The following is a 17,109-nucleotide window of genomic DNA, read 5'->3' on the forward strand; positions in this document are numbered from 1 at the left end:
CCGTGCGGCACATAGAGTGCCGGGCATGGGCCAACCGGAGCCGGGTACGTCCCCCGTCGTGCGATCTCGAGTGGTGGCGTGGGCGTTGTGGGACTGCGGCTCCACCGGGCTGAACGCGATCGTCGCCACGTTCGTCTTCGCCGTCTACCTCACCAGCAGCGTCGGGACGGGCATCTCCGGCGGCGTCACGCCCGCCAGCTGGCTGGGCCGCGCGGGTGCCATCGCCGGGTTGACCGTCGCGCTGCTCGCACCCGCCGTCGGTGTGTGGGTCGAGTCCCCGCACCGCAGGCGGGTGACGCTTCGGGTGCTCACCGGCCTGGCGGTGGCGCTGACGTGTTCGATGTTCTTCATCCGCGACCGCCCCGAATACCTGTGGGCGGGCCTGGCCCTGCTGGGCGCGACGGCGGCCTGCGGCGACCTGGCCAGCGTTCCCTACAACGCGATGCTGCGCCAGCTCTCGACACCGCAGACCGCCGGTCGTATCTCCGGACTGGGTTGGGCCGCAGGCTATCTCGGTAGCGTGCTGCTACTGCTCGTCGTCTACACGGGGTTCATTTCCGGATCCGGCCCGGTGCGCGGCCTGCTGCGGGTGCCCGTCCACGACGGGCTCTACGTCCGCGAGGCCATGCTCGTGGCCGCCGCGTGGCTCGCGGTGCTCGCGCTGCCGCTGCTGTTGGCGGCGCAGCGGCTGCCCGACACGGTGGAGGGCTACCAGCCGACGACCATGCTTGGCGGCTACCGCAAGCTGTGGACCGAGGTGTCCGCCGAATGGAAGCGCGACCGCAACCTGGTCTACTTCTTGTTCGCGAGCGCGCTGTTCCGCGACGGCTTGGCGGCCATCTTCGCCTTCGGCGCGGTGCTGGGCGTCAACGTTTACGGCATCTCACAGGCCGACGTGCTCATCTTCGGCGTGGCCGCCAGCGTGGTGGCGGCCGTCGGGGCCGTGGTGGGCGGATTCGTCGACCACCGGATCGGGTCCAAGCCCGTGATCGTGGGGTCGCTGGTGGCGATCGTCGTGCTGGCGTTGACGCTGATGGTGCTGTCCGGGTCGCTGGCGTTCTGGGTTTGCGGGCTGCTGCTGTGCATGTTCATCGGGCCGTCGCAGTCCTCGGCGCGCGCCCTGCTGCTGCGCATGGCCAAGAACGGCCGGGAGGGCGTGGCCTTCGGCCTCTACACGATGACGGGGCGGGCCGTGTCCTTCGTGGCGCCGTGGCTGTTCTCGGTGTTCGTCGACGGGTTCGGCGCCGTGCGCGCCGGGCTGGGCGGCGTCGCGCTGGTGCTGGTCGCGGGGCTGCTGGGGATGCTGGCGGTCCGGGTCCCGGTGCGCGGTGCCGCGGCGGCCGAGGCCGTGTAACGCGGCGCCCGAGCCCGCGTGCCGCGCCGGCTCAGCCCCGCGCGTCGCAGATCGTCAGGCCCCCGCCGATCCGGCGGCTGACCTGCACGCCGTCGATGCTCACCGAGCAGGTGACGCTGTGCCCGATGTTGACGATCGTCACGTTGGCCGGGTGCACCGCAGCCCTGGACAGGCTGACCTCTTTGGTCCACGGCAGCGCGACGTTGAATTCGGTCTGGATCAGGTCGCCGGTGTCGATGTACATCACGCTGATCGCCCGCCCCTCCCCGGCGACGGTGTACACGACGTCCTGCATGCCGGCCGGGCCGGTGGTCCCGCTGGGCGTAGGCGGCCCGGTCGTCGGCGGGATCGGCGCCGGCAGGCGCGACGGTGACCTGTGCACCGAGGGCGGGGGAGCCGCCGTCGTCGTGGTCGGCTCGGGCATGGCGGGCAGCGGGGGGACGGCGGTCTGGGTCTTGATCGCGTCGTTCGCCAGGACCAGCGCCATCACGAGGGCGACGACGAGCAGCACCGCCGCGATGGCGGCGATCCACAGCCAGCGGGGCGATTTCGGCCCCTGCGGCGGCGGCAGCGGTGCCAGCACCTCGGTCGGCGATTCCCCGGCCGGCGGCATGTCGTGCTGCGCCCAGTACGCCGGCAACGGCCTGGTGGGGCTGGTCTGGTTCGCGCGCGGAGCCCAGGGCGGGAGGTGCCCGCCATAGGTAGGTGCGTAGGGGGCTTGGTCGGCGTACGCGGGATCGACGGGGGGCGAAGTGCGCGGCCCCTGCGCCCCCGGCCTCGGCAACGAGGGGCGATAACGTCCGGTGGGACGTGAATCGTTCATGTCCACCTCATGGCATGCAGGGTACCTGGATTGGGGGCCGTCGACCCCCCTCACTGTGCGGCGCGCACCGTCACGGGCACTCGGGTCCGGCGGCGAGCGCGGCGACCGTCATCGCCCGCATCACGGCGCGCGAGCGTGCCGCCCGGCGGGGTTCGCCGCCTGCGTTGTCGGCCGGCTTGACGCTGTGCGGCGTCGAATTGAGCAGGCCGAACGCCGCGTGAGCGGTGAGCCGTGCATCGGCCTCGTCGAGGTCGGGATGCAACTCGCGCAGGACACCGACCCACACCTCCACGTACTGCCGCTGGGCCTTGCGCACCTGCTTGGCGGCGGCCTCGGGCAAGTAGGCGAGGTCGCGGTCCTGGATGCGGATCAGGTCGGGCTCGCCGAAGGCGAAGTCCAGATGGAAATCGATGAGGCCGTCGAGCGCGTCGGCAGCTCGGGGGTTGCGGGCGCGCACCTCGCGCGCGCCGGTGAGCAACCGGGTGCTGATGCCGACCAGTAGCTCGACCAACAGCGACTCCTTGTTCGCGAAGTGCCGGTAGATGGCCGGCCCGCTGATTCCCGCCGCGGCGCCGATGTCCTCCAACCGGACGGCCAGGAAGCCGCGTTCGGCGAAGAGACGCTCGGCCGCCGCCAGCAATTGCTGGCGCCGGTCGGACTTCAACTGGGTGCGACGGTTCGGCGCATCGGATCGACCGTCAGGGGTGGCCCTGGACGCGGAGCTGGCCATGAGACCTCCGGTTGGTTAATCGCCCCTAACTCATACGGGTTCTGGGCGGTGAACTCAAGCGCACGGACGGCGCCGCCCGGTGCGACGTCCCTGGACGCGGCGGTGCGCCGATGGTATTGTCGGCAACCGGTTAATGAGCATTAACTCAACTGGCCGGACGGCAAGGAGGCTGCGGCGGCGATGGACAGAGTGGTGGTCGCGCGGGCCGTGCCGGTGGCGACGAATCGCGAGGCCCTTCGGTGACCGCCCCGACCGCCGGCGTCGCGCGGGCGTCCGGCTTCGCCGACGAGCACCGCCGCCTGGTCGCCGAATTTCGGACCCGACTGGCAGAGGCGGCCCTCGGTGGCAGCGAGCGGGCGCGCGAGCGCCACGTCAGCCGCGGCAAACTGTTGCCGCGCGACCGGGTGGATCGCCTGCTGGATCCGGGCGCCCCGTTCTTGGAACTGTCCCCGCTGGCCGCGACCGGGATGTACGGCGACGAATCCCCCGGTGCCGGGATCATCACCGGCATCGGCCGGGTGTCGGACCGCGAATGCGTGATCGTGGCCAACGACGCGACGGTCAAGGGGGGCACCTACTACCCGATGACGGTCAAAAAGCACCTGCGCGCTCAAGAGGTCGCGCTGCAGAACCGGCTGCCGTGCATCTACCTCGTCGACTCCGGCGGCGCCTTCTTGCCGCGCCAGGACGAGGTGTTTCCCGACCGCGAGCATTTCGGGCGCATCTTCTACAACCAGGCGACCATGAGCGCCAAAGCGATTCCGCAAGTCGCGGCGGTCTTGGGCTCGTGCACGGCGGGCGGCGCGTACGTCCCGGCGATGAGCGACGAGGCCGTCATCGTCCGCGAGCAGGGCACGATCTTCCTGGGCGGCCCACCGTTGGTGAAGGCGGCCACGGGGGAGATCGTCTCGGCCGAGGACCTGGGCGGCGGCGACCTGCATTCGCGCGTCTCCGGCGTCACCGACCACCTCGCCGAGGACGACGAGGACGCCCTGCGGATCGTGCGCGCGATCGCGGCGACGTTCGGGCCCCGCGCGCCCAGCCCGTGGGAGACGACGCCGACGGTCGACGCCGCGCACGCGCAGACGGAGCTCTACGACGTGGTGCCGCCGGATCCGCGGGTGCCCTACGACGTGCGCGAGGTGATCGTCCGGCTGGTCGACGGCGGCGAATTCAGCGAATTCAAGGCCAATTACGGCAAGACGCTGGTCACCGCCTTCGCCCGCATCCACGGCCACCCGGTGGGCATCGTCGCCAACAACGGCGTGTTGTTCAGCGAATCCGCGATGAAGGGCGCGCATTTCATCGAGTTGTGCGACAAGCGCACCGTGCCGCTGCTGTTCCTGCAGAACATCGCCGGATTCATGGTCGGGCGCGACTACGAGGCCGGCGGCATCGCCAAGCACGGCGCCAAGATGGTGACGGCGGTGGCGTGCGCCCGCGTGCCCAAGCTCACCGTCGTGATCGGCGGATCCTATGGGGCGGGCAACTATTCGATGTGCGGCCGGGCGTACTCACCGCGCTTCCTGTGGATGTGGCCCAACGCCCGGATCTCGGTGATGGGCGGCGAGCAGGCCGCCTCGGTGTTGGCCACCGTCCGCGGCGAGCAGCTCGCGGCGGCAGGCACGCCATGGTCGGGCGACGACGAAGAGGCGTTCAAGGCGCCGATCCGCGCGCAATACGAGGATCAGGGCAACCCGTACTACTCGACCGCCCGGTTGTGGGACGACGGCATCATCGACCCCGCCGACACCAGAACCGTTGTCGGGCTCGCGCTTTCGGTGTGCGCGCAGGCGCCGCTGGAGCCGGTCTCCTACGGCGTGTTCCGGATGTGAGCGCCGTGTTCACGACCGTCTTGGTGGCCAACCGCGGGGAGATCGCGGTGCGCGTGATGCGCACCCTGCGGCGGCTGGGCATCCGCTCGGTTGCCGTCTACAGCGACGCGGACGCCGGCGCCCGCCACGTGCTCGAGGCGGACGAGGCGGTGCGGTTGGGGCCGGCCGCGGCCCGGGACAGCTACCTCGACATCGCCAAGGTGGTCGACGCGGCGCTACGCACCGGGTCCCAGGCGATCCACCCCGGCTACGGGTTCCTCTCGGAGAACGCCGAATTCGCGACGGCCTGCGAGCGCGCCGGCGTGGTGTTCCTGGGACCGCCCGCGCGGGCCATCCAGGTGATGGGCGACAAGATCACCGCCAAAAACGCGGTGGCCGCCTTCGACGTCCCGGTGGTGCCCGGCGTGGCGAAGCCGGGCATGAGCGATGACGAGTTGGTCGCGGCGGCCGACCAGATCGGCTACCCCGTGCTGATCAAGCCGTCGGCGGGCGGTGGCGGCAAGGGGATGCGGCTGGTCGAGGAACCGGCCGGGCTGCGCGCCGCGCTGATGAGCGCGCGTCGTGAGGCCGCCTCGTCGTTCGGGGACGACACACTGTTCCTGGAGCGATTCGTGTTGCGCCCCAGGCACATCGAGGTGCAGGTGCTCGCCGACACCCACGGTAACGTGGTGCACCTGGGCGAGCGCGAATGCAGCCTGCAGCGACGCCATCAAAAGGTCATCGAGGAGGCGCCGTCGCCGCTGCTCGACCCGCAGACGCGCGCGCGGATCGGTGCCGCGGCATGTGACACCGCGCGCAGCGTCGACTACGTCGGCGCCGGCACCGTGGAGTTCATCGTCTCCGCCGAGCGCCCGGACGAATTCTTCTTCATGGAGATGAACACCCGCCTGCAGGTCGAACATCCGGTGACCGAAGCGGTCACCGGCCTCGACCTGGTGGAGTGGCAGCTGCGGGTCGCCGCCGGCGAGAAGCTGGCGTTCGGCCAAGACGACGTCGAACTGCGCGGTCACGCGATCGAGGCGCGGGTGTACGCCGAAGATCCGGCGCGTGGCTTCCTGCCCACCGGCGGCCGGGTGCTGGGCGTCGTCGAGCCGTCCGCCGACGGCGTGCGGGTCGACTCCTCGCTGCTGGCCGGCGTGCACGTGGGCAGCGACTACGACCCGATGCTGAGCAAGGTGATCGCCCACGGCGCCGATCGCGACGAGGCGCTGGCCACCCTCGACCGGGCGCTGAGCGCGACGGCGATCCTGGGCGTGCAGACCAACATCGAATTCCTGCGATTCCTGCTCGCCGACCCGCGGGTGCGTGCCGGCGACCTGGACACCGCGCTGCTGGATCAGCGGCTGGGCGATTTCGCCGCGCTGCCCGCCCCCGATGACGTGCTGGCCGCCGCCGGCCTGTACCGGCAGGTGATGCTGTGTCGCCGCGCGGCGGGCAATCCGTGGGCGCAACCCAGCGGGTGGCGCGTCGGCGGCCGTCCGGCACCGGTCCGGACCACCCTGCGCACCCCGCAACGCAGCGAGACCGTCAGCGTGTGGGGGCCACCGGAGTCCGCCCTGGTCCAGGTAGGCGCAGCTGAAATCGCCTCGGCCACCGCGCAACTCGCCGCGGACCGGCTGATCGTGACCCTGGACGGGCTGCGTCGTGAGTACCGGTGGGCCGAGGCCGAGCAGCACCTGTGGATCGCCGACGAGCGCGGCACCTGGCACCTGCACGAAGCCGAGGAACAGCGGATCCAGCGCGCCGCCGGGCAGCGCCAAGCCGAGATCGTCAGCCCGATGCCCGGCAATGTCATTGCCGTGCAAGCCGAATCCGGAGCCGAGGTCGCCGAGGGTGACGTGGTGGTGGTCGTCGAGGCGATGAAGATGGAGCACTCGCTGACCGCGCCGGTCGCCGGAGTGCTCGAGGTGCTGGTGTCCGTCGGTGATCAGGTCACGGTCGATCAGGTGCTGGCCCGGCTGGACGAAGGCGGCAAGGAGTAGAGGAATCATGACCACAGCCATCACGGCAGGAACCCTGCCGAAGGAATACGAGGACCTGCGGGGAACGGTCGCCGAGTTCGCGCGTACCGTGGTCGCGCCGGTGTCGGCCAAACACGATGCGGAACACAGCTTTCCGTACGAGGTAGTCGCCAAGATGGGCGAGATGGGGCTGTTCGGACTGCCGTTCCCGGAGGAATACGGCGGCATGGGCGGCGACTACTTCGCGCTGTCGTTGGCGCTCGAAGAGCTCGGCAAGGTCGACCAGTCGGTGGCGATCACCCTGGAGGCCGCGGCGAGCCTCGGGGCCATGCCGATCTACCGGTTCGGCACCGAGGAGCAGAAGCAGAAGTGGTTGCCGGACCTGACCGCGGGCCGGTCCCTGGCGGGCTTCGGGCTCACCGAGCCCGGCGCCGGCTCCGACGCCGGCGGCACCCGGACCACGGCCCGGCTCGACAACGGCGAGTGGGTGGTCAACGGTAGCAAGCAATTCATCACCAATTCCGGCACCGACATTACCTCCCTGGTCACCGTCACCGCGGTCACCGGGACGTTGGCCAATGGCAAAAAGGAAATCTCGACGATCGTGGTGCCCAGCGGCACAACGGGTTTCATTGTCGAGCCGGTCTACAACAAAGTCGGCTGGAACGCCTCGGACACCCACCCGTTGTCGTTCGACGACGCCCGCGTGCCCGAAGAAAACCTGCTCGGCACCCGGGGCACCGGTTATGCCAACTTCCTGTCGATCCTCGACGAGGGGCGCATCGCGATCGCGGCGCTGGCCACCGGCGCGGCGCAGGGCTGCGTCGACGAGAGCGTCAAGTACGCCAAGGAGCGCCAATCGTTCGGCCAGCCGATCGGCTCGTATCAAGCCATCAGCTTCAAGATCGCCCGCATGGAGGCCCGCGCACACGTCGCGCGCACGGCCTACTACGACGCCGCCGCGAAGATGTTGGCGGGCAAACCCTTCAAGAAGGAGGCGGCCGTCGCGAAGATGATCGCGTCGGAGGCGGCGATGGACAACGCCCGGGACGCCACGCAGATCCACGGCGGCTACGGTTTCATGAACGAGTACCCGGTCGCGCGGCACTATCGCGACAGCAAGATCCTGGAGATCGGTGAGGGGACCACGGAAGTGCAGCTGATGCTCATCGCGCGGTCGTTGGGGCTCTCATGACCGAGCACAGCGGCAAGTCCGTCGTCCAGCGGGGCCTGTGGTTCGAGGAGTTCGAGATCGGCACCACCTATCGGCACCGGCCGGGCCGCACGGTCACCGAGGCCGACAACGTCTTGTTCACCACGCTGACCATGAACACCCAATCGCTGCATCTCGACGCGGCGTGGGCCGCCGACCAGCCGGGCTTTCGCGGGGAGCGCCTGGTGAATTCGATGTTCACCCTGTCCACCCTCGTCGGGTTGTCCGTGTCGCAGCTGACGCTCGGCACCATCGTGGCCAACCTCGGCTTCTCCGAGGTGTCCTTTCCCAAGCCGCTCTTCCACGGGGACACCCTGTACGCGGAAACCGTCTGCACCGGCAAGCGGGAATCCAAGAGCCGCCCCGGCGAGGGCATCGTGACGCTGGAACACACCGGCCGCAATCAGGACGGCGACGTGGTGGCGCGGGCCGTGCGCACCACGCTGGTGCAAAAGCGTCCGGCCAACTCGGAGGCCGAGTGAACCTGCACGACGCCGGGCCGGCGTGGTTGTTCTGCCCGGCCGACCGCCCCGAGCGCTTCGCCAAGGCCGCCGCCGCGGCGGACGTGGTGATCCTCGACCTCGAGGACGGGGTGGCGGCGGCGGACAAGCCCGCCGCGCGCGAGGCGTTGCGGGAGACCCCCCTGGACCCCGAACGCACCGTCGTGCGGATCAACGCCGCCGACACCGACGAGCACCCCCGCGACCTGGAGGCCCTCGCCTCGACCGCGTACACGACGGTGATGTTGTCGAAGACGGAGTCCGCGGCGCAGGTGGGGGCGCTGGCGCCGCGCGACGTGATCGCACTGCTGGAGACGCCGCGCGGCGCGGTGTTCGCCGCCGAGATCGCCGCCGCGGCCGGCACCGTCGCCGTGATGTGGGGCGCCGAAGACCTGGTCGCCACGCTGGGCGGCAGCTCGAGCCGCAGGGCCGACGGTAGCTACCGCGACGTCGCCCACCACGTGCGGTCCACCGCCCTGCTGACCGCGTCCGCGTTCGGCCGGGTCGCGCTCGACGCGGTGCACCTCGACATCCGCGACCTCGACGGGTTGCGGGCCGAGGCCGAGGATGCCGTGGCGCTCGGCTTCGCCGGAACGGTGTGCATCCACCCGAGCCAGGTGCCCGTGGTCCGCGCGGCGTATCGGCCGGCCGAGGAAAAGCTGGACTGGGCCCGGCGGGTGCTGGCGGCCGCCGAGACCGAGCGCGGCGTCTTCGCCTTCGAGGGGCAGATGGTCGACTCGCCGGTGCTCAAGCACGCGGCGGCGCTGCTGCGGCGGGCGGGGGAGTCCGGCTAGCGTCGCTGCGCCGCGGCCAATCGCGTGGCGAATTCCGGCGACTGGATCGAATACAGCTGCGGCCCAAGCTCGGTGCGCATGGCCAGGTCGTGGTGCTCGGTGTCCAGCGCGCCCGGGCTGACGGTGGCGCGCATGGTGGCCTTGGTCGCGAGCACGACCTCGCGCGGGGCCGACGCCGGCCCGGCGGCCAGCTCCTTGGCGGCGGCCACCGGGTCGTCGGCGACGTCGAGCGCCAAACCATGGCGCACGGCCGACTCGGCGTCGAACCGCATCCCGAACAGCAGGGCCGCGCGGGCGACCTGCGGCCCCACGCCTCGCTGCAACATCCACGTCGCACCCCCGCCGGGATGGATGCCCAGCTGCTGGAAGCGGGCGTCGAACAGGGCCCGCGGGCCGGCGATGCGCACGTCGGCGGCCAGGGCCAGGTTCAGCCCGGCGCCGACGGCCGCGCCGTGGACGGCGGCGATGGTGGGTAGGCGGCATTCCCCGACCGCCATGAAGCCGTCGTAGAGGTGCCGCAGGCCCGTCTCGGCCGCCGCGCCACCCGCCGCGGCGAGCGCGGCCAGATCCGCCCCCGCGCAGAACGCCTTGCCTGCACCGGTGATGATCACGGCATGCACGTCGGGGTCGGCTTCGGCCCGCGCCACCGCGTCGCGCAGGCGGGCCGACATATCGGCGGTCACCGCGTTACGCCGGTCGGGATCGTTGACGGTGATCAGCGCGACGCGGTCGTCGACGCTGTACAGGACGAGATCTTGCTGCGTCATCGCACACCTCCCGGGTCCGGGTGCTCAAAGGCCGGTCCGCGCCGCCTCAGGGCAAGTCAGCGTACTTCGACGCAGCCTATGTGCGTCGCGCCGGGCCGACCGCGGGATTCCGGGTGCGGCTGCCGCCGGTTCTTTTTGACGCCATAAATTGACCTTTGGTCTTTTTTGCGTGGACTTTGCGAACTGTCGTTTTCTCGCTTGCGGCCACTTCTGACAGGTCACCCTGTGCATACTGCTGAGCATTCGCCAAAGGCGACGCAGCAAATTGCATCGATGCGTTACTGGTTAGTAACAATGGCGGCGCAGTGCACGTCTCTTTGACCGCGTTGCCCCGCATTAGCTGGGCAAACCTTCAATCAAGGCCGTCCCAATCGACCACCAGCGCGGCGCGGAGCGCACGCCTCGAGCTCACTGCTCGGGTTTCGCCAACTTCCGGGCCAACTCGTCGAGCTCGGCCTGCCGTTGGCGCACCGCGCGCGCCCGCCGACTCGCGTTCGTCTCGTGCGCGGCCGTACCCGGTTTTGCCTCGCTGCGTAGCCGGGTATTGGCGTAATGTATTGCTGCGTCGATCATTTCGATGTAGCGCTCCGCGTCGTCCTGCACGCAAGAACCCTCAATGCGCTGCACCTCGTCCCAACACGGAAAGGACGCATACCTGGCATCGAGTTGTTGCTGCGATACCAGGGAACCGAAGTAGCCGCGCCAGTCGCGACTAAGCCAGCCGCGCGTTTTCACCTCGACTTTAATGCGACTTCCGACACCCGCTACGAACCTCGGTTCGCCGACACGAACCACCGGTTGCCAATCACTCACCGTCATTGATGCCAACACCCCTCGAATGGAGACGCCTGAGTGATGACCCCGCTAGCGCCTCAACCCGTACCGACACGCCATACTATTATTCCCGAATTCAATAAGCCAGAAACTTTTATAGATTTGTTGTTTTTATCGTTTGCGATGCGATGACCGGTCGGTTGTGGTAAACGCCAGCGCAATCTCGCGGCAAGGAGCGGTAGCGCACGCCCATAAACGACAGGCGACGCAGCAATTCGCCTGCCCGTAGCAGCACGGGCGCGGCGGCGTTTCGCAAGGCACAGAAGGCATTCCCGCCTAAGCGCTGCGGTCAAACCCGGCCAATCGGGCGTCGCGGCATACCCGCCCACCTCAAGGTTCTTTCAAGGATCCACCAAGACAGCGCGCCGATGCTCGGCCAAACCGGGAAGCGCATCCGCCATTCCGGTTCGACGGAAGGAGTGCCCAGTGCCGAGCCCCACGAAGTGCCAAATCGATAAGAAAATCGGATACGCCCGGCTGGCGCTGGTCTGTACCGTCACGGCCGTTCTGGTGGCGCTCGGTATGGGCATCGCCTACATCAACGCACCGGTCGCCGGTCGGCACTGCTCGGTGCGCAACGCGACCGCGCGCGACGCGGCCGGGCACGTCATGATGTGCAACCCGTCGCCGAGCGGCAGCCACGACGTCGTCTGGCAGTACCTGCCGGGCGCATAAGTCCTGAACCCAAGCGCCGCAAGGTGTTTCGATTGCGCCAGACCGCCGCGGGGCGTACGTTGCGGCCATGGGAATCACACGCGGCCCGCGCCCCGACGGTGTCATGCCGCTCAAGTACCAGGCACTGATGGCGGCGGCCGCGGGCGCGGCCGCCGCGCGACCGGTGACGCCATTGCTCGAGGACGCGCGCTGCGCCGGCGCCTCGGAAGCCGAGATCGCCGAAGCGCTCGCGGTCGGCGCGCGGTTCGGCCAGGTCGAGACCCGGCGCGCAGGCGCGCAACCTTCGGTTGGTTTGTCGTTGCAGGGCAATGGCTTTCGTCGTTCCCGCGCGGGATGGGTCGCGGCCGTGTGCACCGCTGCGCTGGTGTTTGCGGCCGTGGCCGGCGCGCCGCCCGGGCGGGCCGACGGTTGCGGCGACGGCGGGTCGGCACCGGCCGGCGGCTGCCCCGACCCGGGGGCGCCGCCGCAGGCCGGTCTGAGCAGGCCCGCTTGGCTCGGGGCGATTCAGCAGCGCGACCCGCAGTTCGCGGAGTCTTACTCGGCGATGCGTGAGCGCATCCTGCGCGACGGCGCGATCCCGGCGAAGTACAAGCTGCTGATGGCGATGGTGACCGACGCGATCGCCGCGCACCCCGACGGCGTTCGGACCCTGGCGGGCAACGCCCGCGCGGCCGGCGCCTCGGAGCCCGAGGTCACCGAGGCGGTCGAGGTGGGCTACCTGTTCGGCGGCACCGCGGCGCTGGTGATGGGGTCCAACGCGTTCACCGGCTGAACGCAAGCTTGCGGTTCCGCCCGGCGGGGTACAAGTCCGTCTGATCATGCAGCGCGGCCCGGGGGTGGTGATGTCGGCGGATTCGGACTGTCCGAAACGGATGGAGTTCGGACCGTGCGGCGGCGTGCGGCCCGACGGTCAGTGTGAGATGCGGCCCGGCGCGTGCGCGTTCGAGGACATCGTGCCCTGGCCCGGTCCGCAGCCGCCGCCCCGCCCGGCCCGCGCGCCTCTGGTGCTCACCGACTTCAGTTGCACGCCGTTCGACCGCGCCGACGTGGCCGCGACGGCCGGGCTGCTGGCGCCCGGCTGCGACGCCGTGCTCGTCGGCGAGCACCAGAACAAGCCCGATTTCCCGCCGACGCTGATGGGGTCGTTGCTGCTCGACGCGGGTGTGGCGCCGTGGATCACGTTGTCGTGCCGAGACCGCAACCGGGTGGTGCTCGAGCAGGAACTGCGGGGCCTGCGCAGCATCGGCGTCGAAACGGTGCTCTGCGTGACGGGAGACGGGCGCGGCTACGACGTGCGGCCCGACGTCACGCAGACCTTCGACCTGGACGGGCCGCGTCTGGTCTCGCTGGCCGCATCCGTAGGGGTGGTGCCGGCCGTGCCCGAGACGCCGACGGCGCCGCCCGTGCGGGGTCGTCCCGCCCGGCTGGTGGAGAAGCAACGCGCCGGTGCCGGCCTGGCGGTGCTCAATCATGTGCCGTTTCCGGACATGGTCGCCGACTTCATGGCCGCGGCGCTGGCGGGGGGCCTGACGATCCCCGTGATCGCCGCCGTCGCGGTGTTCACGGACAGCGTTTCGGCGGCGGTGCTGGAGGGGCTGCCCGGGCTGGAACTCGACGCGGCGGTGACCCAGCGGGTGCTCGGCGCTGCGGATCCGGTCTCGGCCGGGATCGCCGCCGCGGTGGACGAAGCGCGCGCGTTGCTGTCGATCGAAGGCATCGAGGGCGTCAACGTTTCCGGGCTCGCGTCGGCGTCGGGCGCCCGCGTCGGCGCGGAGATCAAGGCTGAGGTTGGTCGTCGGATTCGAGTGGAGGCATTGTGACCGAGGCGATGGAGGCCGAATTCGACACGGTCGCGGAGTGGACCGCGCAGGTGGCCGCGGACCTGGGCCCGCAATACCACGTGCCCGCGGGCTGCCGGGGCAGCGGCAGCCCGGCCGCGTTGGAATGGCTCATCGAGCAGTTGGAGTTGGAGCAGGGTGACCGGCTGCTGGACTCCGGCGCCGGCGTCGGGGGCCCCGCCGCCTACGCCACGAACTCGCGCTCCGTGCGGCCGGTGCTGGTGGAACCGGAGCTCGGCGCCTGCCGCGCCGCCCGGAAGCTGTTCGGCTACCCGGTGTTGTGCGCCGACGGGGCCGCGTTGCCGCTGGCCGACGAAAGTTTCGACGTCGCTTGGTCATTGGGGGTTCTGTGCACCACCCCCGATCAGCTCGGCCTGCTGACCGAACTGCGGCGCACGGTGCGAAGCGGGGGCCGCATCGGCGTGCTGGCTTTCGTCGCGCACCACGAGGAGGCCCGTAAAAGGTTGGAGGGCAACCACTTTCCGACGCCCGACGGGTTGGCCCGGTTGGTGAGCGAGGCCGGGCTGCGGGTCCAGGACTGGATCGGCACGTCCGAGCTGCCCGCGATCCCGGAGGATTGGACCCAGCGCGCCGACGCCGTTGAGAAGGCGCTGGGCGACCGGTACGGGCACACCCAGACCTGGCGGATCGCCGAGCGGCAGAGCTCGACCATCGGGGAACTGCTCGGCGACGGGACGCTGACCGGCGAACTGCTGGTGCTGCGGCACGGCTGAGCGCGCCGCAGCGTTTCCCGCGAACCGGCGCGGGTAGTCAACCGTAACGCTGACATCAAGGGAGAAGCCGTGAGCACCACCACCGCCTCGATCGACGTCGACCAGCCGATCGGCACCGTGTACAACCAGTGGACGCAGTTCGAGTCCTTCCCGGAATTCATGGAGGGCGTCGAGCAGGTCCAGCAAAGGGACGCCACCCACACCCACTGGCGCATCAAGGTCGGACCGATCTCGCGTGAATTCGACGCCACCATCACCGAGCAACACCCCGAGGAGCGGGTGGCGTGGAAGTCCGACGACGGCCCCGAGCATGCGGGGGTCGTCACGTTCCACCGCCTCGACGACCACAAGACGCGGGTGACCACGCAGATGGACGTCGACCCCGAAGGTTTCATCGAGCAGGCCGCTGACAAGCTGGGCATCCTCAAGGCTCGGGTCCACGGCGACCTGGAGCGGTTCAAGAAGTTCATCGAGAGCCGGCCGGGGGAGACCGGTGCGTGGCGCGGTGACGTCTCGCGCCCCGATGCCTGAGCGACCGCGCACCGGCGATGTCTGACCGCGCCGGCGGCGTGCGATGTGGGCGGTCGCGCTGAGCGCCGAGGCACTGCTGGCGCGTGCGGCGCAGGTAACCGGCGCGGGTGGCGGCGGTTCGCTGATGCACGGGCTGGTCCCCGTGGCGATCGAAGCCGTCACCGTCGCGGCCTTGGCCTACGCCATCGCGGGGCTCGGGCGCGCTTGGATCCGGCTGACGTTGGTTGTGGCGGCCGGCGTCCTCACAGCGACGGGCTCGCACTGGTTTTACGGCACTCTCGGGCTGGCCAGCGAACCGCCGCCCTGGCAGATGTGGTTGTGGGCCGCGCTGGTGGGAGCGGCCGTCGCGATCACGATCGGGAGTTGGCGCCGCACCGGGTGGTGGCGCCGCAACGCCTGCGTGTTCGCGGTGTCGTTTTGTCTGTTGAGCGCCGGGCTGACCATCAACGCGTGGCTGGGTTACTTCCCGACCGTCTCGTCCGCCTGGGGCCAATTGACCAACGGGCCGCTGCCGGACCAGACCGAGCTGCGGGCGGCTCACGACGCCAGGTCCAAAGGGGTTGTGCCGCAACGCGGAGCTGTGGTGCCGGTGGACACCGGATCCGCCGCGTCGGGTTTCGCGCACCGCGGCGAGTGGGTGTATCTGCCGCCGGCCTGGTTCGCCGCGGCACCGCCGCGCCTGCCCGCCGTGTTGATGATCGGCGGTGAATTCAATACCCCGGCCGACTGGATCCGCGCCGGTGACGCCGTGGCCGCGCTGGACGCGTTCGCCGCGGCCCATGGCGGCTACGCCCCGCTGGCCGTCTTCGCCGACGCCACCGGTGGGTTCACCGTCGACACCGAGTGCGTCAACGGCTCGCGCGGCAACGCCGCCGATCACCTGCTCGCCGACGTGATCCCGCGGGTGGCCGACCAGTTCGGCCTGTCACCAGAAGCGAAATGGGGCGTCGTCGGGTTCTCGTCCGGGGGCACCTGCGCGGTGGACCTGGCGGTCATGCATCCCGAACGGTTCAGCGCGTTCGTCGACATCGGCGGTGACATCGCCCCCAACGCGGGCACCCGCGAGCAGACCATCGACCGGCTCTTCGGTGGGGACGCCGCGGCCTGGGCGCGGTTCGACCCGAGCACGGTGATCACCCGGCACGGCCCCTACCGCGACGTGGCGGGGCTGTTCGCGGTTCCCGGCCCGGTCGGGCGGGCCGCCGCGGACTCGTTGTGCCGGTTGGGCGCCGCCAACGGCATCGACTGCGCGGTCATCGGGCTGCCCGGCAAGCACGATTGGCCCTCGGCCGCAGCGGCTTTCGCGACGACGCTGCCCTGGCTCGCGGAACGCCTGCAGACGCCGCGCGCCGCCGTGGCGCCGTAGCGGCCATTGACGCCGGTAGCTCGATACACAACGCTGGTGGCAAGCAGACGCGGGAGGAATGCGATGGCGAAGGTCTTGATCGTGGTGTCGGGCGCGAGCTACTGGGCGCTCAACGACGGCACCCGGCACCCCACCGGCTACTGGGCCGAGGAGTTCGCCGCCCCGTACCGCGAGCTCACCGGCGCCGGGCACGAGGTCGTCGTCGCCACACCGAAAGGCGTTGTGCCGTACGTGGACGCGATGAGCCTGCGGCCGGCGATGGCCGGCGGCGAGGAGACCGCGCGCGAAATGGAGGAGATCCTGCGCTCCGCCGAGGAGCTGCGCCGCCCGATCGAGCTGGCCGACGCCCGCCTCGACGACTACGACGCCGTCTACTACCCCGGCGGGCACGGCCCCATGGAGGACCTGTGGCGCGACGCCGATTCCGGGCGGCTGCTGATCGCCGCCCTGGCTTCCGGCAAGCCGCTGGCCATCGTCTGCCACGCGCCGGTGGCGCTGCTGGCGACCCGCCGAAACGGCGTGTCGCCCTTCGCCGGTTACCGGGTGACGGCCTTCACCAACGACGAGGAGGACGGCGTCGGGCTGCGCGAGAAGGCCCCGTGGACCGCCGAGGACGAGCTGGTGCGGATGGGCGTCGAGTTCACCCGCGGCGAGAACTGGAAGCCCTACACCGTCGTCGACCGTAACCTCTTCACCGGCCAGAACCCCGCGTCGGCCGGGCCGCTGGCCCAGGAGTTCATGAAGAAGCTCGACTAGCACCCAGCGTGCACACCGAGCAGGCCGACGCGCGGCACTGATCGCTGGGCGCTTAGGGGCCTTCGACGTACTCGAACACCGCGCCGTCGGGGTGTCGGACGTCCACCCTGCGTCCCTGCGGCCCCGGCATGGGGCCGGCGACGATGTGCCCGTTATGAGCCGACAATGCGGCCAGTACCGGATCCAACGACTGCACACGCACCGTGGCAACGCGATCGCTGACCCGATCGGTGTTCCCGCTCAGCAGGAGGAACGACCCCACGCGCGCCAGCCTGACATCACGGACATTGAACCGGGTGGCCTCCGCCCCCTCGGTCAGGGCTTGATAGAAGGGGATGGCCCGGTCCAGGTCCTCGACGAGGACCCGTGCCAACACCGTGGTCACGTTGCCCATGCTG

General features: G+C 70.3%; 18 protein-coding genes. 13 read left to right on the forward strand and 5 right to left on the reverse strand.

Going from position 1 to position 17,109, the window contains the following annotated elements; translation table 11 throughout:
* Positions 1 to 25 precede the first annotated feature (25 nt).
* On the forward strand, positions 26 to 1,354 hold the full coding sequence (locus A5700_RS09785) for an MFS transporter (RefSeq protein ID WP_068069932.1): 1,329 nt from the start codon (positions 26 to 28) through the stop codon (positions 1,352 to 1,354).
* 31 nt (positions 1,355 to 1,385) lie between these two features.
* On the opposite strand, the gene A5700_RS09790 is transcribed toward A5700_RS09785, so the two are convergent.
* Complete coding sequence (locus A5700_RS09790; RefSeq protein ID WP_068070038.1) at positions 1,386 to 2,177, reverse strand: MmpS family transport accessory protein; 792 nt, start codon at positions 2,175 to 2,177, stop codon at positions 1,386 to 1,388.
* A gap of 70 nt (positions 2,178 to 2,247) precedes the next feature.
* A complete protein-coding gene (locus tag A5700_RS09795; RefSeq protein ID WP_082960484.1) occupies positions 2,248 to 2,907 on the reverse strand; it encodes a TetR/AcrR family transcriptional regulator in 660 nt (219 codons plus the stop codon).
* A 239-nt stretch (positions 2,908 to 3,146) separates the two neighbouring features.
* Here A5700_RS09795 and A5700_RS09800 point away from each other — a divergent pair, with 239 nt between their 5' ends.
* Genes A5700_RS09800 through A5700_RS09820 form a run of 5 tightly spaced genes read left to right on the forward strand, consistent with a single transcriptional unit; the run spans position 3,147 to position 9,210 of the window.
* On the forward strand, positions 3,147 to 4,742 hold the full coding sequence (locus tag A5700_RS09800; protein WP_068069936.1) for a carboxyl transferase domain-containing protein: 1,596 nt from the start codon (positions 3,147 to 3,149) through the stop codon (positions 4,740 to 4,742).
* Positions 4,743 to 4,747: 5 nt separating this feature from the next.
* Positions 4,748 to 6,724 carry an acetyl/propionyl/methylcrotonyl-CoA carboxylase subunit alpha gene (locus tag A5700_RS09805; protein WP_068070039.1) on the forward strand — a complete coding sequence of 659 codons (1,977 nt, stop codon included), beginning with the start codon at positions 4,748 to 4,750 and terminating at the stop codon, positions 6,722 to 6,724.
* Between the two features lie 7 nt (positions 6,725 to 6,731).
* A complete protein-coding gene (locus tag A5700_RS09810) occupies positions 6,732 to 7,898 on the forward strand; it encodes an acyl-CoA dehydrogenase family protein (RefSeq protein WP_068069938.1) in 1,167 nt (388 codons plus the stop codon).
* The gene (locus A5700_RS09815; RefSeq protein WP_068069940.1) at positions 7,895 to 8,398 is read left to right on the forward strand and encodes a MaoC family dehydratase; all 504 of its coding nucleotides are present in this window, start codon (positions 7,895 to 7,897) and stop codon (positions 8,396 to 8,398) included. Before A5700_RS09810 ends, A5700_RS09815 begins: the two co-directional genes overlap by 4 nt.
* A complete protein-coding gene (locus A5700_RS09820; protein WP_068069942.1) occupies positions 8,395 to 9,210 on the forward strand; it encodes a CoA ester lyase in 816 nt (271 codons plus the stop codon). The genes A5700_RS09815 and A5700_RS09820 overlap by 4 nt, the downstream gene beginning before the upstream one ends.
* Here A5700_RS09820 and A5700_RS09825 read toward each other — a convergent pair.
* Together A5700_RS09825 and A5700_RS09830 are read right to left on the reverse strand one after the other, a co-directional pair.
* Positions 9,207 to 9,977, reverse strand: coding sequence for an enoyl-CoA hydratase (locus A5700_RS09825; RefSeq protein ID WP_068069945.1), 771 nt, complete (start codon positions 9,975 to 9,977; stop codon positions 9,207 to 9,209). The two genes, A5700_RS09820 and A5700_RS09825, sit on opposite strands and share 4 nt — an antisense overlap.
* A gap of 408 nt (positions 9,978 to 10,385) precedes the next feature.
* Positions 10,386 to 10,796 carry a hypothetical protein gene (locus tag A5700_RS09830; protein ID WP_068069947.1) on the reverse strand — a complete coding sequence of 137 codons (411 nt, stop codon included), beginning with the start codon at positions 10,794 to 10,796 and terminating at the stop codon, positions 10,386 to 10,388.
* A gap of 441 nt (positions 10,797 to 11,237) precedes the next feature.
* Between A5700_RS09830 and A5700_RS09835 the strand changes: the two genes are divergently transcribed.
* From A5700_RS09835 to A5700_RS09865, 7 genes are all read left to right on the forward strand, one after another.
* Positions 11,238 to 11,486, forward strand: coding sequence for a hypothetical protein (locus A5700_RS09835; RefSeq protein WP_068069949.1), 249 nt, complete (start codon positions 11,238 to 11,240; stop codon positions 11,484 to 11,486).
* Between the two features lie 67 nt (positions 11,487 to 11,553).
* Positions 11,554 to 12,258, forward strand: a complete 705-nt coding sequence (locus tag A5700_RS25310) for a carboxymuconolactone decarboxylase family protein (RefSeq protein WP_082960485.1) — start codon at positions 11,554 to 11,556, stop codon at positions 12,256 to 12,258.
* Positions 12,259 to 12,328: 70 nt separating this feature from the next.
* Positions 12,329 to 13,306: a methylenetetrahydrofolate reductase C-terminal domain-containing protein gene (locus A5700_RS09845; RefSeq protein WP_156671177.1), complete on the forward strand. Its 978-nt coding sequence runs from the start codon at positions 12,329 to 12,331 to the stop codon at positions 13,304 to 13,306.
* Positions 13,303 to 14,058 (forward strand): class I SAM-dependent methyltransferase, encoded by a 756-nt coding sequence (locus tag A5700_RS09850; RefSeq protein ID WP_231973791.1) that lies wholly within the window; start codon positions 13,303 to 13,305, stop codon positions 14,056 to 14,058. Before A5700_RS09845 ends, A5700_RS09850 begins: the two co-directional genes overlap by 4 nt.
* 69 nt (positions 14,059 to 14,127) lie before the next feature.
* Positions 14,128 to 14,589: an SRPBCC family protein gene (locus A5700_RS09855; protein WP_068069951.1), complete on the forward strand. Its 462-nt coding sequence runs from the start codon at positions 14,128 to 14,130 to the stop codon at positions 14,587 to 14,589.
* A gap of 43 nt (positions 14,590 to 14,632) precedes the next feature.
* The gene (locus tag A5700_RS09860) at positions 14,633 to 15,955 is read left to right on the forward strand and encodes an alpha/beta hydrolase family protein (protein ID WP_068069953.1); all 1,323 of its coding nucleotides are present in this window, start codon (positions 14,633 to 14,635) and stop codon (positions 15,953 to 15,955) included.
* A 63-nt stretch (positions 15,956 to 16,018) separates the two neighbouring features.
* Positions 16,019 to 16,711, forward strand: a complete 693-nt coding sequence (locus A5700_RS09865) for a type 1 glutamine amidotransferase domain-containing protein (protein ID WP_068069955.1) — start codon at positions 16,019 to 16,021, stop codon at positions 16,709 to 16,711.
* 52 nt (positions 16,712 to 16,763) lie between these two features.
* Here A5700_RS09865 and A5700_RS09870 read toward each other — a convergent pair whose 3' ends face one another.
* Entirely contained in the window at positions 16,764 to 17,105 is a 342-nt protein-coding gene (locus A5700_RS09870) for a VOC family protein (protein ID WP_068069957.1), read from the reverse strand.
* Positions 17,106 to 17,109 lie beyond the last annotated feature (4 nt).

It is taken from the genome of Mycobacterium sp. E1214 (genome assembly GCF_001666755.1).
Lineage (GTDB): Bacteria > Actinomycetota > Actinomycetes > Mycobacteriales > Mycobacteriaceae > Mycobacterium.